Annotated in this window: 18 protein-coding genes; 13 read left to right on the top strand and 5 right to left on the bottom strand. The window is 36.9% G+C overall.

The features are described from left to right. The first annotated feature begins 80 nt into the window (after positions 1-80). Positions 81-848: a TlpA disulfide reductase family protein gene (locus ASF92_RS01505; protein WP_197413208.1), complete on the top strand. Its 768-nt coding sequence runs from the start codon at positions 81-83 to the stop codon at positions 846-848. A 95-nt stretch (positions 849-943) separates the two neighbouring features. Here the strand turns inward: ASF92_RS01505 and ASF92_RS01510 are convergent, their stop codons facing one another. The 3 genes from ASF92_RS01510 to ASF92_RS01520 all read right to left on the bottom strand — a co-directional run bounded on the left by ASF92_RS01510 (position 944) and on the right by ASF92_RS01520 (position 4,182). Further along, positions 944-1,723: an OBAP family protein gene (locus tag ASF92_RS01510; RefSeq protein ID WP_056086794.1), complete on the bottom strand. Its 780-nt coding sequence runs from the start codon at positions 1,721-1,723 to the stop codon at positions 944-946. Between the two features lie 140 nt (positions 1,724-1,863). Further along, entirely contained in the window at positions 1,864-2,442 is a 579-nt protein-coding gene (locus tag ASF92_RS01515; RefSeq protein ID WP_056086796.1) for a DUF1543 domain-containing protein, read from the bottom strand. A 21-nt stretch (positions 2,443-2,463) separates the two neighbouring features. Next, positions 2,464-4,182 (bottom strand): FAD/NAD(P)-binding protein, encoded by a 1,719-nt coding sequence (locus tag ASF92_RS01520; protein WP_056086798.1) that lies wholly within the window; start codon positions 4,180-4,182, stop codon positions 2,464-2,466. A gap of 211 nt (positions 4,183-4,393) precedes the next feature. Between ASF92_RS01520 and ASF92_RS01525 the strand changes: the two genes are divergently transcribed. Together ASF92_RS01525 and ASF92_RS01530 are read left to right on the top strand one after the other, a co-directional pair. Further along, complete coding sequence (locus tag ASF92_RS01525; RefSeq protein ID WP_056086800.1) at positions 4,394-6,343, top strand: glycoside hydrolase family 97 protein; 1,950 nt, start codon at positions 4,394-4,396, stop codon at positions 6,341-6,343. A 67-nt stretch (positions 6,344-6,410) separates the two neighbouring features. After that, positions 6,411-7,070, top strand: a complete 660-nt coding sequence (locus ASF92_RS01530; RefSeq protein WP_056086803.1) for a hypothetical protein — start codon at positions 6,411-6,413, stop codon at positions 7,068-7,070. Between the two features lie 154 nt (positions 7,071-7,224). Here ASF92_RS01530 and ASF92_RS01535 read toward each other — a convergent pair whose 3' ends face one another. Then, positions 7,225-7,566 carry a hypothetical protein gene (locus ASF92_RS01535; protein ID WP_056086806.1) on the bottom strand — a complete coding sequence of 114 codons (342 nt, stop codon included), beginning with the start codon at positions 7,564-7,566 and terminating at the stop codon, positions 7,225-7,227. A 142-nt stretch (positions 7,567-7,708) separates the two neighbouring features. Between ASF92_RS01535 and ASF92_RS01540 the strand changes: the two genes are divergently transcribed. After that, entirely contained in the window at positions 7,709-8,236 is a 528-nt protein-coding gene (locus ASF92_RS01540; RefSeq protein ID WP_056086808.1) for a biopolymer transporter ExbD, read from the top strand. A gap of 42 nt (positions 8,237-8,278) precedes the next feature. Here ASF92_RS01540 and metK read toward each other — a convergent pair whose 3' ends face one another. Continuing rightward, positions 8,279-9,529: a methionine adenosyltransferase gene (gene metK, locus ASF92_RS01545; RefSeq protein WP_056086811.1), complete on the bottom strand. Its 1,251-nt coding sequence runs from the start codon at positions 9,527-9,529 to the stop codon at positions 8,279-8,281. Between the two features lie 224 nt (positions 9,530-9,753). Here metK and ASF92_RS01550 point away from each other — a divergent pair, with 224 nt between their 5' ends. The 9 genes from ASF92_RS01550 (at position 9,754) to ASF92_RS01595 (ending at position 18,929) form a co-directional block, all read left to right on the top strand. Then, positions 9,754-10,635 carry a diacylglycerol kinase family protein gene (locus tag ASF92_RS01550; RefSeq protein ID WP_231729718.1) on the top strand — a complete coding sequence of 294 codons (882 nt, stop codon included), beginning with the start codon at positions 9,754-9,756 and terminating at the stop codon, positions 10,633-10,635. A gap of 42 nt (positions 10,636-10,677) precedes the next feature. Further along, positions 10,678-11,028, top strand: a complete 351-nt coding sequence (locus tag ASF92_RS01555; protein ID WP_056086816.1) for a translation initiation factor — start codon at positions 10,678-10,680, stop codon at positions 11,026-11,028. A 178-nt stretch (positions 11,029-11,206) separates the two neighbouring features. Then, positions 11,207-12,802 (top strand): phosphoenolpyruvate carboxykinase (ATP), encoded by a 1,596-nt coding sequence (gene pckA / locus ASF92_RS01560; protein WP_056086819.1) that lies wholly within the window; start codon positions 11,207-11,209, stop codon positions 12,800-12,802. A 299-nt stretch (positions 12,803-13,101) separates the two neighbouring features. Beyond that, entirely contained in the window at positions 13,102-13,932 is an 831-nt protein-coding gene (locus ASF92_RS01565; RefSeq protein WP_056086824.1) for a MotA/TolQ/ExbB proton channel family protein, read from the top strand. A gap of 79 nt (positions 13,933-14,011) precedes the next feature. Next, on the top strand, positions 14,012-14,629 hold the full coding sequence (locus ASF92_RS01570) for a biopolymer transporter ExbD (protein WP_056086826.1): 618 nt from the start codon (positions 14,012-14,014) through the stop codon (positions 14,627-14,629). A 3-nt stretch (positions 14,630-14,632) separates the two neighbouring features. Beyond that, complete coding sequence (locus ASF92_RS01575; RefSeq protein WP_056086829.1) at positions 14,633-15,139, top strand: biopolymer transporter ExbD; 507 nt, start codon at positions 14,633-14,635, stop codon at positions 15,137-15,139. A 16-nt stretch (positions 15,140-15,155) separates the two neighbouring features. After that, positions 15,156-15,971, top strand: coding sequence for an energy transducer TonB (locus tag ASF92_RS01580; protein ID WP_056086833.1), 816 nt, complete (start codon positions 15,156-15,158; stop codon positions 15,969-15,971). Positions 15,972-16,199: 228 nt separating this feature from the next. Further along, positions 16,200-17,099 carry a PstS family phosphate ABC transporter substrate-binding protein gene (locus tag ASF92_RS01590; RefSeq protein ID WP_056086837.1) on the top strand — a complete coding sequence of 300 codons (900 nt, stop codon included), beginning with the start codon at positions 16,200-16,202 and terminating at the stop codon, positions 17,097-17,099. Between the two features lie 108 nt (positions 17,100-17,207). Further along, positions 17,208-18,929, top strand: a complete 1,722-nt coding sequence (locus ASF92_RS01595) for a tetratricopeptide repeat protein (RefSeq protein WP_056086840.1) — start codon at positions 17,208-17,210, stop codon at positions 18,927-18,929. The last annotated feature ends 47 nt before the right edge of the window (positions 18,930-18,976 follow it).

The raw sequence follows: 18,976 nt of genomic DNA on the forward strand, positions 1-18,976 counted from the left end.
AAGATATAACCTGATTAAAAAGTTTTCCGAATAAACAATAAATCGTAATGAAAAGCAGTAATTCAAAAAGGATCAAAACCATGATTAGACTTTTTAAACCTATTTTAGTGGCTCTGGTAATCATCATTATGATGAATTGCAGAAATGTTAATCACTTGATACCATTAGTTGATCCCACAACAATACTTGCGAACAGCGATCAAACAACGAACTATATTGCAGAATATGTAAACTTCGAGGCCACATTCCAGCCACTGGACACCGAGGGAAGGGAATTTAGTCGTAAAGCGTTTTTAGAGCAAATCCGAACCGGTAACTACCTGCCCGTAAAAATAAAATCTGTTAATAGCATCTATCAGCTCTATAAAATCAATATGCTTATAGAAGACGCTCCGAAATATTATTTAATCGATCAGGCTCGCCAGGGACTTTTTCAACTTTCATTAATTGGTAAGGAAGCGCCTAAATTTGATTTTGTAGACCTCAATGGAAATGCGTATAAACAAAAGGACATGGAAGGTAAAATTTTAGTGATGAAATTCTGGTTCATTGGATGCGTCGCATGCATAGAGGAAATGCCAGCCGTTAACAAGATTGTCGATGAGTTTCATAACCGAAAAGACATTGTTTTCGTGAGTCTTGCATCAGACAATGCTGCAAAATTGAGAAAATTCCTTAAAAATGTGACTTTTAAATATCAGACAGTTGCAAACGCAGATCCATATATGATAGATTCAATCGGTACCACCGTATTTCCATCCCATTTAATTATCGGCAAAGACGGGAAAATACGCAAGTTTACCACTCAGTATGCCGAAGTCGAAAAGGAATTGAAAAGTCTTCAGTAACAAGCAGTACAAAACACAGCCACTTAAATATCGTATAACGCAAGGAAGTTTTAAAGTTGCTAATTTTTAGCTTGTCATTTATGTTGCCGATGATGTTATTTATTTGCCGGGCCTTGATGTTTGTGCACGGCGCTGTCTACCTTATTGGTTATGATAAACTGCCTAACATGGCCTTTCTCCCAGGCGTTGGCCATTGGGTCTACCTTCGATATTGGAATATTTTCGCGGTCTTTTTTCTTTTCTGCAGTGGAAATATTAAATCTTTTATCTCGTTTTGTAACAAGCTGCGAATGTATTTGCCCTTCTTTGGTAAAGCCCATCATGATCATAGGAGAACCGGTTGGTAAGTTTCGTGTTTGGTCAGTGTGCCACGTATGGATGGTTTTTCCATATGTAGAAACAAGCTTTTCCATCAGTTCATGTTCTGCCATTTTTGGAATCCCCGGAGCAATCAAGGTGCCGGATTTCACTTCGTAGTGATGGGAATGCCATAGTTTTTTCTCTTCTTCAGAAAGGGTTTTAAAGATTTTTTCGGTTACTATATATTCGATTCCCATAATTTTAGCATTCTTATCATTGCCATCAAAAATGATGGCTTGGTAAAAATCCTCGTTCAATTGCTGAACATAATGATGGGCTTCCATTTGCGCATTGAGATTTCCATTGTAGAAATGAAACCCGTCTAAATACACATCAAATAATTTTAATGGGCTCTTATCCTGGATAACATCTGCGCCGATTTCGAGCACCTTATCCTTGCCGCTTTTGTCGCCTCCAGGCGGCTCAACATTTGACGATGTGTTTTTGCCTCCACAAGATACCATTGTGAAAAATAAAATCAAGATAGCCGGCGATAAGGTTATTGACTTTTTCATACCTCATTTTTATACAAAACAAGGGCTAGCGGGAGTTTGTTTCCAGTATTCAAAAGTCGAGCATTGGTCACTGGAATTTTACTTCTGTTTTTTAAATTCCGGATGTATTGCCGAATAGATTCAAGCAATATCAGTTGATGCTACAACTTGTCTAACTTAAAATAGCCCAAGTGTATTTCGTCTTCGGGTAAATCTGGAGCCGGTTCAATTAAGATATGGTATTTTTCTTTTTCCTGCGGTTCCAGGATGTCTTCAATTCTATAAATGTCATCTACATCGATCCCATATTTTTCGTCAACATGTGAATTCGCGCCTTTAATAGAATTTGTTTTGAAGAAAACGGTTTTTTTGGCGTCACTTACAGCACTTGCACGATTGTCATGGACGCTCAAAACAATATAATGCTGTTCTTCGAGTTTACCCGATTGATAGCCACCCAAGTTAATGAAAAACAATTTTCTATCTGAAATGACTGTATTTTCTGATCTCTCAACAACTTTTACCTGATAGCCATCTACGTAGTTTACTTCACGCCAACCATCTACATGAATGCTATTGCCGGCTTCAGGCCAAAAGGCCTTAATTTGAGGAACTAATTCTTTCAAAGAGTTTGCGATGCCGAAGAAATAGTCATGCTGTTCTACATTTCTTTTTGGCGCTTTAGAACCTAATAAAAGCATGAAAAGTTTAGGTAGGGGTGTTATTGCTTCAACAGACATTTTTTAAAATTTGTTACAGGTTCAAGATAAATCAGTATTTAAAAGCGCATTTGATATTCTTTCCGACGCCGCTTCGCAAAAATCCAGGCCTGAATAATCAGGATTATAACCGCCAATATAGGGTACCGCCATCATGTAAATGCGTTCGTTTAATGCATTGAATTTGTCCAGGACTTGGAAGTGGTCGTTAATCGCAATGCCGGGAACATTAAGATAGTAATTTTTGTCGTCCAAACGCTCAACTTTATCATTAACATCAACTTCTTTCGATCCGGCTTCATTATTTTTAAATTGTATTCTGGCAGGGCTTACTGTTTTCTGTTCAACCAAACTTTGATATGGTAAATCTTTAAAAGATAAGTGAGGCTGACCTACGCAATCGATAAAAGTTTCATAATAAGTTGCCTGCTCAACACCATTTTCATCGGTAAATCGATATATAGCCCCTCCCTTTTGTTGAGGTTCTTCTTCACCATCGCTGCCAACAGCAATAATTTCTAACACACCTGCTTCATGTAACGCCATCATTTCTTCTACAGAACTCTGCGGAACAAAGGCAATAACTATAGAAATTAACGGCATTAAGGTTTTTTGGAGCCTCAACATATCTTCTGCAGAAAAATATTTAGCAGGGTAGTTCATTGCAAAACTTAATACTGCCAAAAGCTCTTTCCAATAAATTGATTCTTCTTTTTCTATGGATTCTTCGGCTTCAATATATTCAGCTTCAAAAAGTTTAAATGGTTCAGAATGTGCCCTTTTATTCATTACAACGGTAACAAAGTCTTCCATGGAAAGGTCTTTTATAACCGAATAAAATTCAGGCCTTTTATCTTTAAATAACTGCTTGAAGTTTTTATCGAAAACATAGTCGAGTGATAGAAAACCGTCATTTTCTGCTTTATTCTGTGTCACTTCTTCTTTACTTAGAATCGAATCTTTCAAAAGATGCGGATCTTCCAAATGGAACCTTATAGCAGGTAACATGCCATTTCTGGAATGCATGACAATCTTAAAAAGCTCAGAGTCAGCGGCCAATTCAAAAATTAATTTTTCATTTTGATCCAGTTTAAACTCGCCATTGTGTCTGGCCAGGGTCCTGATGCCGTCTATAGCAGTTAAAGAGGATCCTTTTACGGCCACGGGGTGATTAACTTTAAAGCGTAATTTTGATGGAGGATATGGTGAGTCGAAATAGCCCGGAATTTTTCCCTCAAACTTCTTAGGCCAGCGGTGGCCAGTGCAGATAATAGCGTTATCGTATTCAAATTCAGATTTGTCGCTGAGTTTTATCTTCACCGTATTTTTATCGGGGTAATCAATTATATCTATAACTTCTTTTCCAAGAAAAATTTCAACTGACAGGCCAATGGCATCAGCCTGACTTTTTAATTTATCGAACTGAGCAGCTAAATATTTGCCGAAAAGCAGGCGCGGCATAACTTTATAGTCGTTAAACTTATCAGGATCAATCCTGAAAGGCGTTAGTATATCTTCTGGAAGTGTTTTAATCCATTCCTCTACCGATGTAACGAGCTCAGGAATTTCATTGCCGGATACATTAGTGATGTGCTCGGCGTTTGCCCCGGCTTTACTGTAAGGCATACCGGCGCCCAACTCATCGCTTTTTTCGTAAATGTCTACACTAAAATCGGTTCTTCCAGATTCTACTAAGCGTTTAAACATAAAAAGGCCGCTTGGACCGCCGCCAAGAATAGCGATATTTTTAAGGTTCTTCAATTATTTGTCTTATTTGTTAATGCAGTTTTGAAATAACCGTTTCAACGAAATAAAGTTTTGTGATTATGAATTATATAATTTTTTTTCCGAATGAATGGTTTGTCGAACTAAAACGTTTTATAAGTATTTAAAGCTTGATATTAATTATATATTTGTTAAGCTAACTAGCCGTATAATCCTTGTCTATAATTTAAAAGCTTAATTATAACTTATGAAGTTCAAATTATCATTAATCATTTTAGCATTATTCGTTTCATCTAAGTTGTTTAGTGCGCCAATCGAACTTTATTCTCCGGATAAAAAGGTTAAGATTACGGTTAACCTGGGGAAGAAAATAACTTACTCTGTAAACGTGAATGGAGATATCGTGCTCGCAAACTCGTTTTTAAGTTTAAAATTGACTACCAGCCAGCTGGGTGAAAGTCCTCAACTTTTAAAGAAATTGACTACGGCACATGCTGATCAATCAAAACCTGTAGTGCCTTTAAAAAACAGTAGCGTAGAAAATAAATATAACCTGCTTCGCCTCGATTTTAAGAAAGATTATAGTGTCGAATTTAGGGCTTACGATGACGGCATTGCTTATCGTTTTATCACGAATAAGAAGGATTCGGTAACTGTTGAAAATGAAGGATTACATTTAGAATTCTCAAAAGACGTAACAGCGGCTTACCTGGAAACCAAAAGCTTTATGACGTCTTATGAAATTCTTTACCAAAATAAAAATCTCCGGGAAGTTGACGCACAGAAAACAAGTGTGCTCCCGATTCTTTTTAATGACAAGAAATACAAGATTCTATTTTCTGAGGCAGATTTGTACGATTATCCAGCCATGTTTGTTAAGGTAACGAATGGAAAAGCAATTGAGGCCGTTTTTCCAAAAGTACCGGAAATTTATGCACCAAACGGCGACAGGAACCTTAAGATAGTTAAAGAGCACAACTACATTGCGAAAACTGTAGGAAAACGTTCCTATCCGTGGCGTTTCCTGGTTATTTCTGATAAAGACGAAGTTTTGCCAGAGAATCAGATGGTGTATAAACTATCGACACCTAATCAGATTAAAGATTTTTCATGGATTAAGCCTGGGCAGGTAACCTGGGAATGGTGGCACAATGCATATGTTTACGGAGTAGATTTTAAATCAGGGTACAATCAGGATACTTATAAATATTACATCGATTTCGCCTCTAGATTTAAAATACCATATATAATAATGGATGAAGGTTGGGCAAAGACCACTTTAAATCCCTACGAGCCAAACCCCACAATTAATCTACAGGAACTCATTGCGTATGGCAAGCAGAAGAATGTGAAAATAATTTTATGGTTTACCTGGCTCGCAGTTGAGCAGAACCCTGACGTATTTAAAAAATTGGAGGAATGGGGCATTGCCGGCGTCAAGGTGGATTTTATGGATAGGAGCGACCAATGGATGGTAAATTATTATACCAAAGTTGCAAAGGAAGCTGCCAAACACCACATACTGGTTGATTTTCATGGTGCTTTCAAACCTGCTGGTTTAGAAGTTGCTTATCCAAATGTACTTTCCTACGAGGGGGTAATCGGCATGGAGCAAAATATAGGTGGGGGTTTAGCAACTCCGAAAAACAACTTGTACCTTCCTTTTTTAAGAAATGCGGTTGGTCCAATGGACTATACACCTGGCGCGATGCGTTCGGGGCATCCGAAAGATTATCGGGCTAACTGGATAAACGTGATGAGTATTGGAACACGGGCACATCAAATCGCAATGTATATTGTATTCGAAAGCGGTTTTCAAATGCTGGCCGATAATCCTTTTAACTACCTTCGTGAACCGGAAACAACTTCATTTATAACAAGTATTCCAGTAACCTGGGATGAAACTAAAATACTTAAAGCCGAAGTCGGAGAATATATTGTAACTGCAAAAAGAAAAGGTCGCGATTGGTATTTAGGTGCGATGACAAATAGTACTGAACGTAACATAGTTATTGACACAGATTTTCTGCCAAAGGACAAAAACTATCAATTAACGCTGATTAAAGATGGGATAAATGCAGATTTCCAGGCGATGGATTTTAAAAGGCTGGTCATCAGGATTAAGGCGGGCGATAAAATAAATATAGATATGGTTAAAGATGGTGGGTTTGCAGCCCATTTAACACCTCTGAACTAAGTTTTATGAGCGGCTTAATCAAGCCGGCAAATTTTTATTAACTTTAATAAATACTTATTACAATTTTATGCGTAACTCAATTGTCGTGTTATTGGTATTTATCACTATAAATGTCAAAGCTCAATCTCCGAAAGATTATAAGTTCGGGCACTATTATAATAAAAAAGGCGAAAAAATTTCGGGGTTCCTGTATTGTCCGTCCAATTTCAACTCGTTGGTGTATAAACAGGACAGTGAAACGCCACATCAAACAATCAGCCTCGACGATGTGCAGTCCATCGTGCTTGCAGCAAGTAATGATAGTTTGATAGTAAAAACTCAGGATAATAAACCTGGGAAAAAATACCTTGCTAAACAGGTTGCCTCAACTCCGGAACGGAATTTTTTCTGCAGGTATAGCATTTATACCACTGCGGGTTCAAAAAGCATGAGCATGAGCGCATTTCCAACCATGGCTGCATCATCTGGTAGGGGAATCTACACCAATACAAATTCATTTTCTAGCGCCTCCGGAGTTACTGGAATAGATGAAACTTATTTTTATGAAGAAGGCAATACCACCTACGAATTAAATAAAAAGAATTACATTACTATATTGAGTAAGGCTTTTGCAGATAACCCCGTATTGATTAAGCAACTTCAGTCTAAATATTTAGGTTTCAATGATCTGGGCTCGATTTTCAAGAAATATAATGAGGATCAAAAATCTGGATTAAAAAAATCTTAAAAAAATAACTTTGTTTTTAGTATTTTATCCGATACCTCATCACTTGTTCAAAGTAATTAGGGCGATATTATATTGCATGTTCTAAATAAAGGGAAAAGAAAAGCGCCTTCGATTTTTAATCAAAGGCGCTTTTTCTATTAAGATTCAATTTTTATTAAAATAACTCCTGCTCATCTCTGTTTTCAGTTGGTATTTTTTTCAGGAAATCATCGAAAGATGGACCAGTGTTATCAGAGTAGATGCCATAAGCATCTAAAATGTAACCAATTTCTCTGTCCTTATCCTCAGTTAAATAAAGCACAGAATTATCTGCTGGATCAGAGTCGCCTTCAAAACGGTATGTTTTAACAATTACCAAATCTTCCGGTTTATAAATTTTACCGTTTTGGCTTTGCATTTTGCCGTGGTCGGTCATTTTTAATTCATTATCCTTTCCCTTCAACCTCAATTTCTCTAAAATTTGACTCAAAGTATTCATTGCTATCGGCCGTTCCATAATATATGATTTTTAGTATAAATTAAACAAGCTGTACCCTAAATGGTTTTCACATTTTTTATTCGGAGCAGCTTTTGAGAAATAAAGTCGCCTTTTATGTAAAATGGTTTTAGTTATCATCTTATGTTAAAACTTAAACATTATGGCAAATCTAGAATCGTCTACCAACAGCAATGCTGCAAAAGGCAGAACAAAAAGAACAGTTCCTAAAGTTGACCTAACTGCTATGGTCGACCTTATGTTCTTGCTCACCACTTTTTTTATGCTGACTACAACGCTATCTGAATTAAAAGCAGCGGATGTAACCAAGCCAATGCCAAGCGATGCCAGAGACCCTTATCCTGCATCAAGAACAATGACTGTTATGCTTGGAAAGCAGGGACAAGTTGCTTATTATATGGGTGAAACAGAAAAGGCAAAGATGAACACCTGTAAGCTTTCTGATATTGAAAATCAAATCGTGGAAAATAAGCTTCAGGTCGCTAAACAGAATAATGATGATCCCAGCAAGTTTTTGATCGTAATAGTGAAACCGACAAAAACAGCTACATATAAGGATTTAATTGATATGATTGATGAAATGAAAATTGCCGATGTTAAATCTTATGCCCTCGATGATGACAACATTTCAAAAAATGAAGAAACTTTCATGAAGTTAAAAGGCATATAACAGAAAACCCCGATTTTGTCGGGGTCTTCTGTTAACTTTATATTAAAGGGTAAATTCAGCTTTAACTTTATCTACGAAATCTAATTTTTCCCATGTAAAAAGCTCAACTGTTACGCTTTTCTCTTCACCATTTGGCGTTCTGAAAGTTTTGGTAACCGTTTCGGGTTTTCTTCCCATATGACCGTATGCAGCGGTTTCGCTGTAGATTGGATTTCTCAATTTTAACCTCTGCTCAATGAAGTAAGGGCGCATATCGAAAATTGATTCTACCTTTTTGCTTATTTCGCCATCTGTAAGGCCTACTTTAGAAGTTCCGTAAGTAACCACATTTATTGATGTTGGCTTGGCAACACCAATAGCATAACTTACCTGAACTAAAATTTCATCGGCGATGCCGGCAGCGACTAAGTTTTTAGCAATATGACGGGTTGCATAGGCTGCACTTCTGTCTACTTTACTTGGATCTTTACCTGAAAATGCACCACCACCGTGTGCGCCCTTGCCGCCGTAAGTATCAACAATAATTTTTCTACCTGTTAAACCTGTATCACCATGCGGGCCGCCAATTACAAATTTTCCGGTAGGATTAATGTGGTAAGTAATCTGGTCGTTAAACAAATGGGCATATTGAGGATATTTTGCCTTAATTCTGGGAATTAAAATTGAAATCAAATCTGATTTAATTTTTGCAAGCATTGCTGCTTCTTCATCAAAATCGTCATGTTGCGTAGAAATTACGATGGCATCAATGCGTTGCGGCTTGTTATCATCAGAATACTCTAAAGTAACCTGCGATTTTGCATCCGGACGCAAATAAGTAATTTCAGAATTTTCTCTTCTTAAGTTTGCCAGTTCTATCAATAAGGCGTGAGACAAATCCAATGCTAAAGGCATGTAGTTTTCTGTCTCATTGGTTGCGTAACCAAACATCATACCCTGGTCGCCTGCGCCTTGTTCTTCTTTAGTTGTTCTATCTACACCCTGGTTAATGTCCTGAGATTGCTCGTGAATTGCAGATAAGATACCACATGAATTAGCCTCGAACATGTATTCACTTTTAGTATAACCAATTTTCTTGATTACATCACGGGCAATTTGCTGAACATCCAGATAAGTTTTGGATTTCACTTCGCCCGCCAAAATAACCTGCCCGGTGGTAACCAAAGTTTCGCAGGCAACCTTCGATTCGGAATCAAAAGCTAAGAAGTTATCAATTAAAGCATCCGAAATTTGATCGGCAATTTTATCAGGATGGCCTTCAGAGACAGATTCTGATGTAAATAAATACGACATGTATTAAATAATTAAGAATGAAATTAAAACAATTTAATATTGCTAATGTTCCCTGAAACCAGGTTCATTGTATTATAGGAAGGTATTAGCAATTTTTTTAAGTGGTTGCAATCCGGTCCCGATGTCTCGGGATAGCAAATCAATCCACTTTTAAACGTTGCAAAATTAGCATATTTTCTTTATTTCAAAAATTATAGATTATTTTGTGTCCTCATTCTAAAGTCTTGCAAGTCAAAATTAATATTTTATTCATAATTAACCCCATCTCAGGCGGAAGGGCAAAACTGCGCATTCCTGCGCTTATAGATAGATATCTGAATAAAGAAAAATTCAATGCAAATTTCTTTTTAACTGAATATCCAGGCCATGCATCGGAAATTGTTGAAGAGGCGATAGCAAAAGATTTTGAAGTATTCGTTGCAGCCGGAGGCGACGGAACGATAAATGAAGTTGCGTCGAAAGTGCTCGAACACGGGAAAACACTTGGAATTTTACCTTTGGGATCAGGAAACGGTTTAGCGAGATTCTTAAACATTCCGCAAAATTTAAAGGCCGCTATCTTGCTGCTCAATCAGTTTAAAAAAGATAGGATCGATTCTGCTTATTTTAACAACAAATACTTTTTCAACCTGGCGGGGATGGGTTTTGATGCCCATCTGAGTTCTGCTTTTTCTAAAGATAAGAGAAGAGGATTGGCAGGATACATTAAATTAAGCCTTAAGGAAGTATTTAGCTATAAAGAGGAAATTTATGAAATCAATATAGACGGCGTAAATTATAAGAGAAAAGCATTTGCGGTTACTATCGCTAATTCATCTCAGTATGGTAACAATGTTTACATTTCGCCTGATGCCTCCGTGAAAGATGGCTTACTGGATGTTTGTATTATCAAACCATTTTCCATATTGAAACTACCCCTTCTAAGTTATGTTTTGCTAAAGGGCACAGCAGAAGCTTCTGATATGATAGAAATTATTAAAGGAAAAGACATCAGAATATCCAGGCCAAAAGATGGGCCGGTCCATGTTGACGGAGAACCGTTAAAAATGGGGAAGGAAATACAAATTACTGTAAATCCATTATCATTGGAGGTGATTGTTCCCTGATCATCTTTGCAGCCATTTCAAATCTTCCCTTACATTTGTATTATGAAACCAAAAAAAAATAGTTTAAGTGATTTAGGCGGGATCATGTACTCTACAAACCCCGATTTTGAATACCCGATAGAAACAGATGATATGGCTACCGCCCCAAATCAGCAACAAGACTTACGGGTAATGCTCGATAAAAAGAATCGTGGAGGTAAAGCTGTAACGCTAATTACAGGCTTTAAAGGGAAAACTGAAGATTTGGAGATTTTGGGCAAAATGCTGAAAAATAAATGTGGTGTTGGTGGTTCCGTTAAAGACGGCGAAATTCTAATTCAGGGCGACGTTAGAGATAAGGTATTGCTTTTGCTTCAAAAACAGGGTTATAAAGTAAAAAAAGCAGGAGGATAGCCGGGCTGCTTAGTGTATTTTTCAAAAATTTTTAACCTCCTTTTTATTTGCTTAAATAATTGTATATAAGATGATTAAGTCATAGCGTACAAGCTACAATATGTAAAAAAGTCGTTTAAAAAATTTGATTCTTCCGTAAAAATCTGATTACATTTGCTCCACTAACTAACTTATTGTTATGAGCAAAATGGAACTTCAATCGCCGGATTTAAGCTATTTAAATCTCCAGCCTGGTTTATGTGTTAAATATCAGTTATCTGCTGCCGAACTGGTTAGAGAAGCACTTAAAAATGAGGAGGGCATTTTGGCTTCTTCGGGTGCTCTTGCTGTTGATACCGGAAAGTTTACCGGCCGGTCACCTAAAGACAGGTATATTGTATGCGATGAGGTTACAGAAGACAGCGTTTGGTGGGGTGATGTTAATATCAAGTTTAGTCCATCAAATTTCGACAAGCTCTTTCACAAAATCACCACTTACTTAAATAATAAAACAATTTATGTCAGGGATGCAAAGGCTTGCGCAGATCCTAGTTATTCAATTTCCATCAGGGTCGTAACAGAAAATGCCTATCAAAATCTTTTTGCAAATAATTTATTCCTGCGTCCGGCAGAAGACGAATTAGGTAAAACTCCGGAATGGACAATTATTGCTGCCCCTGGTTTTTACGCTGATTCACTCGTCGATGGCACGAGGAAGGAAAATTTTTCGATTATAAACCTTTCAAAGAAGATGATTTTGATTGGTGGAACAGGCTACACCGGGGAAATTAAAAAGGGCATATTTTCAGTTCTAAACTTTCTGTTGCCTACATATAATGATACGCTTTCTATGCATTGTTCAGCTAATTTGGGTGTAAACGGCGATACAGCCATCTTTTTCGGCCTGTCGGGAACAGGTAAGACCACTTTGTCAGCCGATCCTCAAAGGTCCCTAATTGGCGACGACGAACATGGTTGGGGAACAGAGTCCATATTCAATTTCGAAGGTGGATGTTACGCCAAATGTGTGGATTTAACTTTGGAAAAAGAACCACAGATATTTAAAGCAATTAAATTCGGTGCACTATTAGAAAACATAAACTTTTATCCAGATAGCCATGATGTAGATTTTTCGAACATTGAAAAAACTGAGAACACCAGGGTTGCTTATCCTATCAATTATATTGATAACGCTGTCCTGCCATCAGTGGCATCAAGACCTGAAAATATATTTTTCTTAACAGCAGATGCTTTTGGCGTGCTTCCGCCAATATCTAAATTAACTGTCGAACAGGCCATGTTTCATTTTATGAACGGCTACACAGCAAAAATCGCAGGCACAGAAGCCGGCATTACTGAGCCTCAGTTAACTTTTTCAGCCTGTTTTGGTAAGGCATTTCTGCCTTTGCACCCTTCAAAATACGCGGATTTATTAGGTAAAAGGATAAAAGAGCATAACGTGAATGTCTGGCTGGTAAATACCGGGTGGACAGGCGGACCGTATGGGATTGGGCAAAGGATGAAATTAAAATATACCAGGGCGATGATCACTGCTGCATTAAATGGTGATTTAGCGCACCACAATTACAAAAAGCACCATGTATTTGAGTTAATGATGCCTTTACATTGCCTTAACGTTCCTGATGACGTTCTGGATCCGGCAAAAACGTGGAATAGCCAGGAAGAATATTTTATAAAGGCCTATGAATTAAATAACGCATTTATTGAAAATTTTAAACAATTTCAGCAAACTAAGGTGTCAGAAGAGGCCAAAGAAGTATTGAAAATGTGTTAAAATGCAGTTTTAAATGCATTTTTTGATCAAAAAATTTGCAATTCGATTTTTTTTTAGTTTTCATTGTGAAAGAATTGCCTCCGGCTGGGGCAATTTTTTTGTTATAGACCGACATATAAGTGGTGAACTAAAAAGTTAAGTAACGATTTAATTGTTTATTGATTTATTAATTTGTAATTTAAAATCAATTTATAAATTTGTTTTCGCAACAAAATCAGGTAAACTTGCGTTGTGTGTAATACAATATAAAAAAACAGCTAAAAATTAAAACAAGAACTAAAACTAAAAATTAAAAAAAAATGGCAAACGCACCAAAACCAACAACTGTTAAAACTGAAAGCTCTTCAAGTGCATCGAATGTATTTGCAACATTTGTTATTCCAATTTGTATCGTTATCGGATTTGTAATCTGGAGATTCGTATTGGGTGCTTCTGATAACTTTATCGGAGGAGACAACAATAATTTACCATTACCTAACAACTACCCTGGTACAGCCTATAAAGGTGGTCCGATTGTAGCTATTTTAATCGGCTTACTTTTAGTTGTTATCGTTTTCTCTATCGAGCGTTTGATCGTAATTGGTAAAGCAAGCGGTAAATCGAGCTTAGATACATTTATCGTTAAAGTAAAAGGTTTCTTAAATTCTGGCAACATCGAAGCTGCTAAAGCGGAATGTGATAAACAACAAGGTTCAGTTGCTGCAGTAATTAAATCGGGTTTAAAAAAATACAGTGAAGTAGAAGCAGACACGAATATGGACGTTGAGCAGTCAATTGTGGCCATCCAAAAAGAAGTAGAGGAAGCAACTGCATTAGAAATGCCAATGTTAGAGCAAAACCTAACTGTAATCGCAACTTTAGTGTCAATTGGTACACTAATCGGTTTATTAGGTACTGTAACAGGTATGATTCGTGCATTCGCTGGTTTGGCAAACTCTGGAGCTCCGGATCAATCAGCATTAGCGGTAGGTATTTCTGAGGCATTAATTAACACCATGACAGGTATTGCTGTATCTACTTTAGCTATTATCATGTATAACATCCTGACTTCTAAAATTGACAAGTTAACTTATGCAATTGATGAAGCTGGTTTCAGCATCGTTCAAACATACGCTAGTTCGCATAAATAAGAATTTTGAAAAAATTTTTACCGGCTTTATGGAAAACCGGAAAAAAGATCATCATTATTAAAAAACTAGTAAAAATATTATGCCTAGAATAAAAGTTAAAAGAACGAGTACAGTGACAGATATGACGGCCATGTGTGATGTGGCATCATTGTTACTTACTTTCTTCATTTTGACTGCTACGGCAAGACAACCCGAACCATTAGCTGTTTCGACGCCTTCATCTACTTACGAGTATAAGGTGCCTGCAGAGAATAACGCAGTTTTAACAATTGGGCAAGGGAAAGTTTTCTTCGAAGTAGCAGGAACAAAAGTGAGACAAAGAACATTGGAGCTGATGGGCGAACAGTACAAGATAGCGTTCACGCCTGATGAAAGTAAAAAGTTTTCAAATATTGGAAGTTTTGGCGTGCCAATACAAAATTTAAAATCATTAATTTCTATGAATCCCGGAGATCGGATGAAACCAGGTGTTCAGCCAGGTATTCCTTCTGATTCAACCGATAATCAGCTGAATTCTTGGGTTTTAAATGCACGTAAAGCCACTAAAGAACTTAACAACCAAGACATGAGAATTAGCATCAAAGGTGATGCTAAAGAAGAGTATCCTATTGTGAAAAAAGTTGTTGATGTCCTTCAGAAGCAAAAAGTGAATAAGTTTTTGCTGGTAACAAATTCTGAAGCTAAAAAGAAGAAATAAGAAATGGCAGAATTAAACACAGGCGGGAAGAAAGCCACGCCAAGAGTCGACATGACTCCAATGGTTGATTTAATGTTTCTTTTGGTAACATTTTTTATCTTAACTACAGTGATTTCTACGCCTCAGGCAATGGATATTACGAAGCCTGATAAGAATGATAAACTGCCTGAAAACAGATTGGAACTTAAGGCGACAAAAACTATGACAGTTCTATTGGGCAAAAACAATAAGATAGCATGGTATATGGGTGAAGCGGGTAAAAGTTCACCAGTTATTGAATCATTCTCAGATATTGAGAAAACAATTGATGAAAATAGAACAAAAGCAAATAATTCTGGTGTAGCAGGTGAATTTACTGTTTTGGTTAAACCAACTAGTGGTTCTACTTTCCAAAATTTTGTTGATATGATGGATGAGCTGGAGATTATGAAAGTTAATTCTCGTCAAATTGATGATGACAACATCCTTGATAATGAGAAGGCTTTCATGAAGGAACAAGGAATTTTATAATTAGTAATCAGGAATTATGTCGAAGTTAGATATATTTAGAAAAGAATGGCTGGAAGTCGTTTTTGCTGATAAAAACAAAGCTTATGGTGCTTACCAATTAAGAAAAGGTAGCGCTAACAATACAACTAAAGCATTGCTTTACGGTTCTGTTGTATTTTTGATTTTGTTTTTCTCACCGAAAATCTACAGTCTTATAAAAGGCGCTATTCCGGAAGAGGAAAAATTAAAGGCACAGGAAGTGGTACTTAGTCCACCGCCCCCTGTTAACCCTGAAACGCCACCTCCGCCACCAGTAGAGCCACCGCCACCAAAAGTTGATCAGGTAAAAATGCCACCTCCGATTGTAAAACCGGATATTGAAGTTCAGGACGAACCACCTACAGTCGAAAAACTAAAAGAGGCAGATCCAGGACAAAAAGATATCAAAGGTGATCCTACTGCGGATATCGTTATTGCAGAACCAGTTGGTGAAGGACCTAAGAAAGAGGCAGCTGTTGCTGTTGATGATAATAAAGTTTATGACTTCGTTAGCATTGAAAAGGTTCCTGAATATCCGGGTGGTATGCCTGCCTTCTATAAATATTTAGGGCAAGCCATTAAATACCCCCCTATGGCACAGGAAAACAACGTTCAAGGTAAAGTTTGGTTGTCTTTCGTTGTGGAACGGGATGGTTCTTTAACTGATATTGTAGTAACCCGTGGTTTAGGAAGCGGTACAGATGAGGAAGCTAAGCGTGTACTTAAAGCAAGTAAACGGTGGATCCCAGGTATCCAGAATGGTAAGCCTGTACGTGTAAAATACAACATAAACATCAACTTTACACTTCAATAGTAGAATGTTAAATTTTGATATTTTTAAGCAAAAATCGCCTAAACAGCGGTTTTTGCTCATTTTAGGCCTTATCATGTTCGTGTTTTATTTAGGTATTGGCCTTGCCTGTATATTTTGGGCTGAACTGCCTTTGAATATTGCCCGGCCTTATAAAATTGGTATCGGGATATTTTTAATTATTTATGCTTTTGTAAGATTACTAAGCCTGGGAAGACGGGATTAATCATTATGAAAAGAATTATTATATTATTCTTCGCGTTATCATTTTTTGCCTGTAAACGGAAGGAAAAAGCGAGCGGCATCGAAGAGACTCGTACTAGCGGAACGTTAAAAATACTCGTAGACGAAAGTGTCGGGCCAATTGTTCAGCAAGAAATTGAAATATTTAAACTGGATTATCCTCAGGCAACATTTCTGACTACAGTAAAACCGGAGTTGAAATTATTGCCAGCATTTTTAAACGACACCGCCCGAGTAATTGTTTTACCGAGAATGCTGACTAAAACAGAGGAGAAATTTTACAAACAAAGGAATATCAAAATTAATACATCGAGATTTGCAGTAGACGGATTGGCATTAATTACGAATAAAGACAATATTGATAGTACAATTAACGTTAAGGATGTAGTTGATATATTACAAGGGAAAGGATCCGGGAGACAATTGGTATTTGATAACGCTTATTCCAGCACATTTCAGTATTTTAAACAATTGGCTAAGATTAGCCAGTTTCCTTCAAAAGATGTTTATTCTAAAAATTCCAGCAATGAAGTAATTAAACTAATTGCAGAAAATAAAAATTTTATTGGTATTTTAGGAGTTAACTGGCTTTCAGATAAGAACTCAGAATGGAGTAAGCATCAAAATAATATTAGAATATTGGGTGTAAAAAATTATATTGGTCAGCCCGGAGCTGATAGATATTACCAACCTACACAAACAAATTTGATAAACGGGGATTATCCGTTTTTGAGAAATATAAATATAATAGATTGTGAAGGAAGGGATGGTTTAGGCACAGGGTTTGCTGTATGGTTAAGAAGTCAGAGAGGACAACTCATCGTACTAAAGTCCTCGTTGGCACCTCACAAATTAATGCCCAGAGAATTAAATATTACAAAAAAATAATAAATTGAACCACGGTTGCCTGATAGCAATCAAATTAAAAACAGATATCAGATAAGGACTGCTTTACATAAGCAACTTTATAACCATTAAAAAACATATTAAAGAACTATGAAAATTTCAAAGAAAGCAATAACCTTAAATGTAGGTTTGGTGTTGATGGGTTCTGCAGTTTTTGCTCAAAGTTTAAACGACGCGAAAAAAGCGATTGATGCTGAACAATATCAGAAAGCATCGTCAATGCTTAAAGCATTAACAACCTCCCAAGCGTCTAATGGTGATAATTTTTACAACCTTGGATTGGTGTACTTGAAAACCGGATACATTGATTCCGCAAGAGCAGTATTTAATAAAGGCATCGCAGCGGATGCAAAAAATGCATCTAACTACGCTGGCTTAGGAGAGGCCGATTTGTTGTCTAACAACCCAACATCTGCCAAAGCTAATTTTGATAAAGCAGTTTCCGTTGCACCAAAGGATTATAAAACGTATTTAGCAATTGGCAAGGCCTATTTGGCACAGGATAAACCTAGTGAAGATGTTTCTAAACCAGATTTCACTAATGCGATTGCAAATTTAACTAAGGCAGATGAATTAGATGCTAAAGATAAAGATGCAGAAGTTTTTATCGGCTTAGGTGATGCTTATGCATTGCAAAAGAAAAATTCAGAGGCAATTGGTCCTTATTTCCGTGTTGCAGATATCGACCCGACTAACAGAAGAGCGTCAACTCAGGTTGGTAAAATGTACAAGGAAGCTCGTTCATTTCCTGAAGGAGAGGAGGAATTAAAAAAAGTAATTACGGCTGATGCCAATTACGGTCCTGCTTATCGCGAATTGGGTGAACTATACTTACAGTGGAGTAGCTTTGGTACAGATAAAGAAAAGGCGGCTAAAGGTGTAGAATACTATAAAAAGTATCTTGATTTAACTGATAAATCATTGGAATCTCAGTTACGTTACATGCAGTTTTTGTTTTATGCAAAAGATTACCCTGCTTTAGAACAAGTTGCATCATCAATTCAGGTTCCTGCCAACGATCCGAAAGGCATAATCGTTTCAAGATTGAAAGGATGGTCAGCTTACGAGAATAAAAATTACCCTCAGGCATTAACGAACATGACGGATTATTTCGCTAAGCAAAAGGATACAACAAAACTACTGGGTTTCGATTACCTATATTTAGGTAAAGCCCAATTAAAGGCCGGACAGGACAGTTTAGCTTTGATCAACATTACTAAAGCTGTTGCTAAAGATTCTACTAATGCAGAAGCATTATCAGAAGTTGCGAAAAGCCTTTACGATGGCAAGAAATATGCTAAAGCAGCACAGGTTTATGAAAAGGCTATAAAAGCAAATCCTAGCGGTAAAGGTGCTTTATATAATTACTACTATAATGCACTTGCGAATTATTTCGATTACGGTGCTAAATATAGTGCTAAACAAAACCCATCGAAAGATATTTTAGTAAAAGCTGATTCATCAATTGCCAAGGTAACGCAATTGGCACCAGAGACTTATGATGCCTATTTAACAAGAGCTCGTATCAACAGTTTAATGGATGATGATAAGGATCCAAAGGGTTTAATGGTTCCTTTTTACGAGGAGTTTATTGCAAAGGTAACTGCTAAACCAGAAGTTGCAAGTTCAGGTACTTATCCAAAACGCCTTTCGGAAGCTTATGATACTTTAGGCGGTTATTATTTTTATAAAGATAAAACTAAGGCAAAAGAATATTTTGATAAAAGTGTAGCTGTTTATCCAAGTGGAACATTTGCAGCAGCGAAGTTAAAAGAATTAGCTGCGCCTACTCCAAAGGGAAAAGGAAAATAATATTTATAGTTAAATAATTTAGAAAGGCAGAGTTTGGTAACTCTGCC

Origin of the sequence: Pedobacter sp. Leaf176 (assembly GCF_001424305.1) — a bacterium.
Taxonomy (GTDB): Bacteria; Bacteroidota; Bacteroidia; order Sphingobacteriales; family Sphingobacteriaceae; genus Pedobacter.

Excerpts from the sequence above, each read along its gene's own strand:
- ASF92_RS01505 (WP_197413208.1), top strand. The coding sequence starts at position 81 with ATGATTAGACTTTTTAAACCTATTTTAGTGGCTCTGGTAATCATCATT.
- ASF92_RS01510 (WP_056086794.1), bottom strand. The coding sequence starts at position 1,723 with ATGAAAAAGTCAATAACCTTATCGCCGGCTATCTTGATTTTATTTTTC.
- ASF92_RS01515 (WP_056086796.1), bottom strand. The coding sequence starts at position 2,442 with ATGTCTGTTGAAGCAATAACACCCCTACCTAAACTTTTCATGCTTTTA.
- ASF92_RS01525 (WP_056086800.1), top strand. The coding sequence starts at position 4,394 with ATGAAGTTCAAATTATCATTAATCATTTTAGCATTATTCGTTTCATCT.
- ASF92_RS01530 (WP_056086803.1), top strand. The coding sequence starts at position 6,411 with ATGCGTAACTCAATTGTCGTGTTATTGGTATTTATCACTATAAATGTC.
- ASF92_RS01535 (WP_056086806.1), bottom strand. The coding sequence starts at position 7,566 with ATGGAACGGCCGATAGCAATGAATACTTTGAGTCAAATTTTAGAGAAA.
- ASF92_RS01540 (WP_056086808.1), top strand. The coding sequence starts at position 7,709 with ATGGCAAATCTAGAATCGTCTACCAACAGCAATGCTGCAAAAGGCAGA.
- metK (WP_056086811.1), bottom strand. The coding sequence starts at position 9,529 with ATGTCGTATTTATTTACATCAGAATCTGTCTCTGAAGGCCATCCTGAT.
- ASF92_RS01555 (WP_056086816.1), top strand. The coding sequence starts at position 10,678 with ATGAAACCAAAAAAAAATAGTTTAAGTGATTTAGGCGGGATCATGTAC.
- pckA (WP_056086819.1), top strand. The coding sequence starts at position 11,207 with ATGAGCAAAATGGAACTTCAATCGCCGGATTTAAGCTATTTAAATCTC.
- ASF92_RS01565 (WP_056086824.1), top strand. The coding sequence starts at position 13,102 with ATGGCAAACGCACCAAAACCAACAACTGTTAAAACTGAAAGCTCTTCA.
- ASF92_RS01570 (WP_056086826.1), top strand. The coding sequence starts at position 14,012 with ATGCCTAGAATAAAAGTTAAAAGAACGAGTACAGTGACAGATATGACG.
- ASF92_RS01575 (WP_056086829.1), top strand. The coding sequence starts at position 14,633 with ATGGCAGAATTAAACACAGGCGGGAAGAAAGCCACGCCAAGAGTCGAC.
- ASF92_RS01580 (WP_056086833.1), top strand. The coding sequence starts at position 15,156 with ATGTCGAAGTTAGATATATTTAGAAAAGAATGGCTGGAAGTCGTTTTT.
- ASF92_RS01590 (WP_056086837.1), top strand. The coding sequence starts at position 16,200 with ATGAAAAGAATTATTATATTATTCTTCGCGTTATCATTTTTTGCCTGT.
- ASF92_RS01595 (WP_056086840.1), top strand. The coding sequence starts at position 17,208 with ATGAAAATTTCAAAGAAAGCAATAACCTTAAATGTAGGTTTGGTGTTG.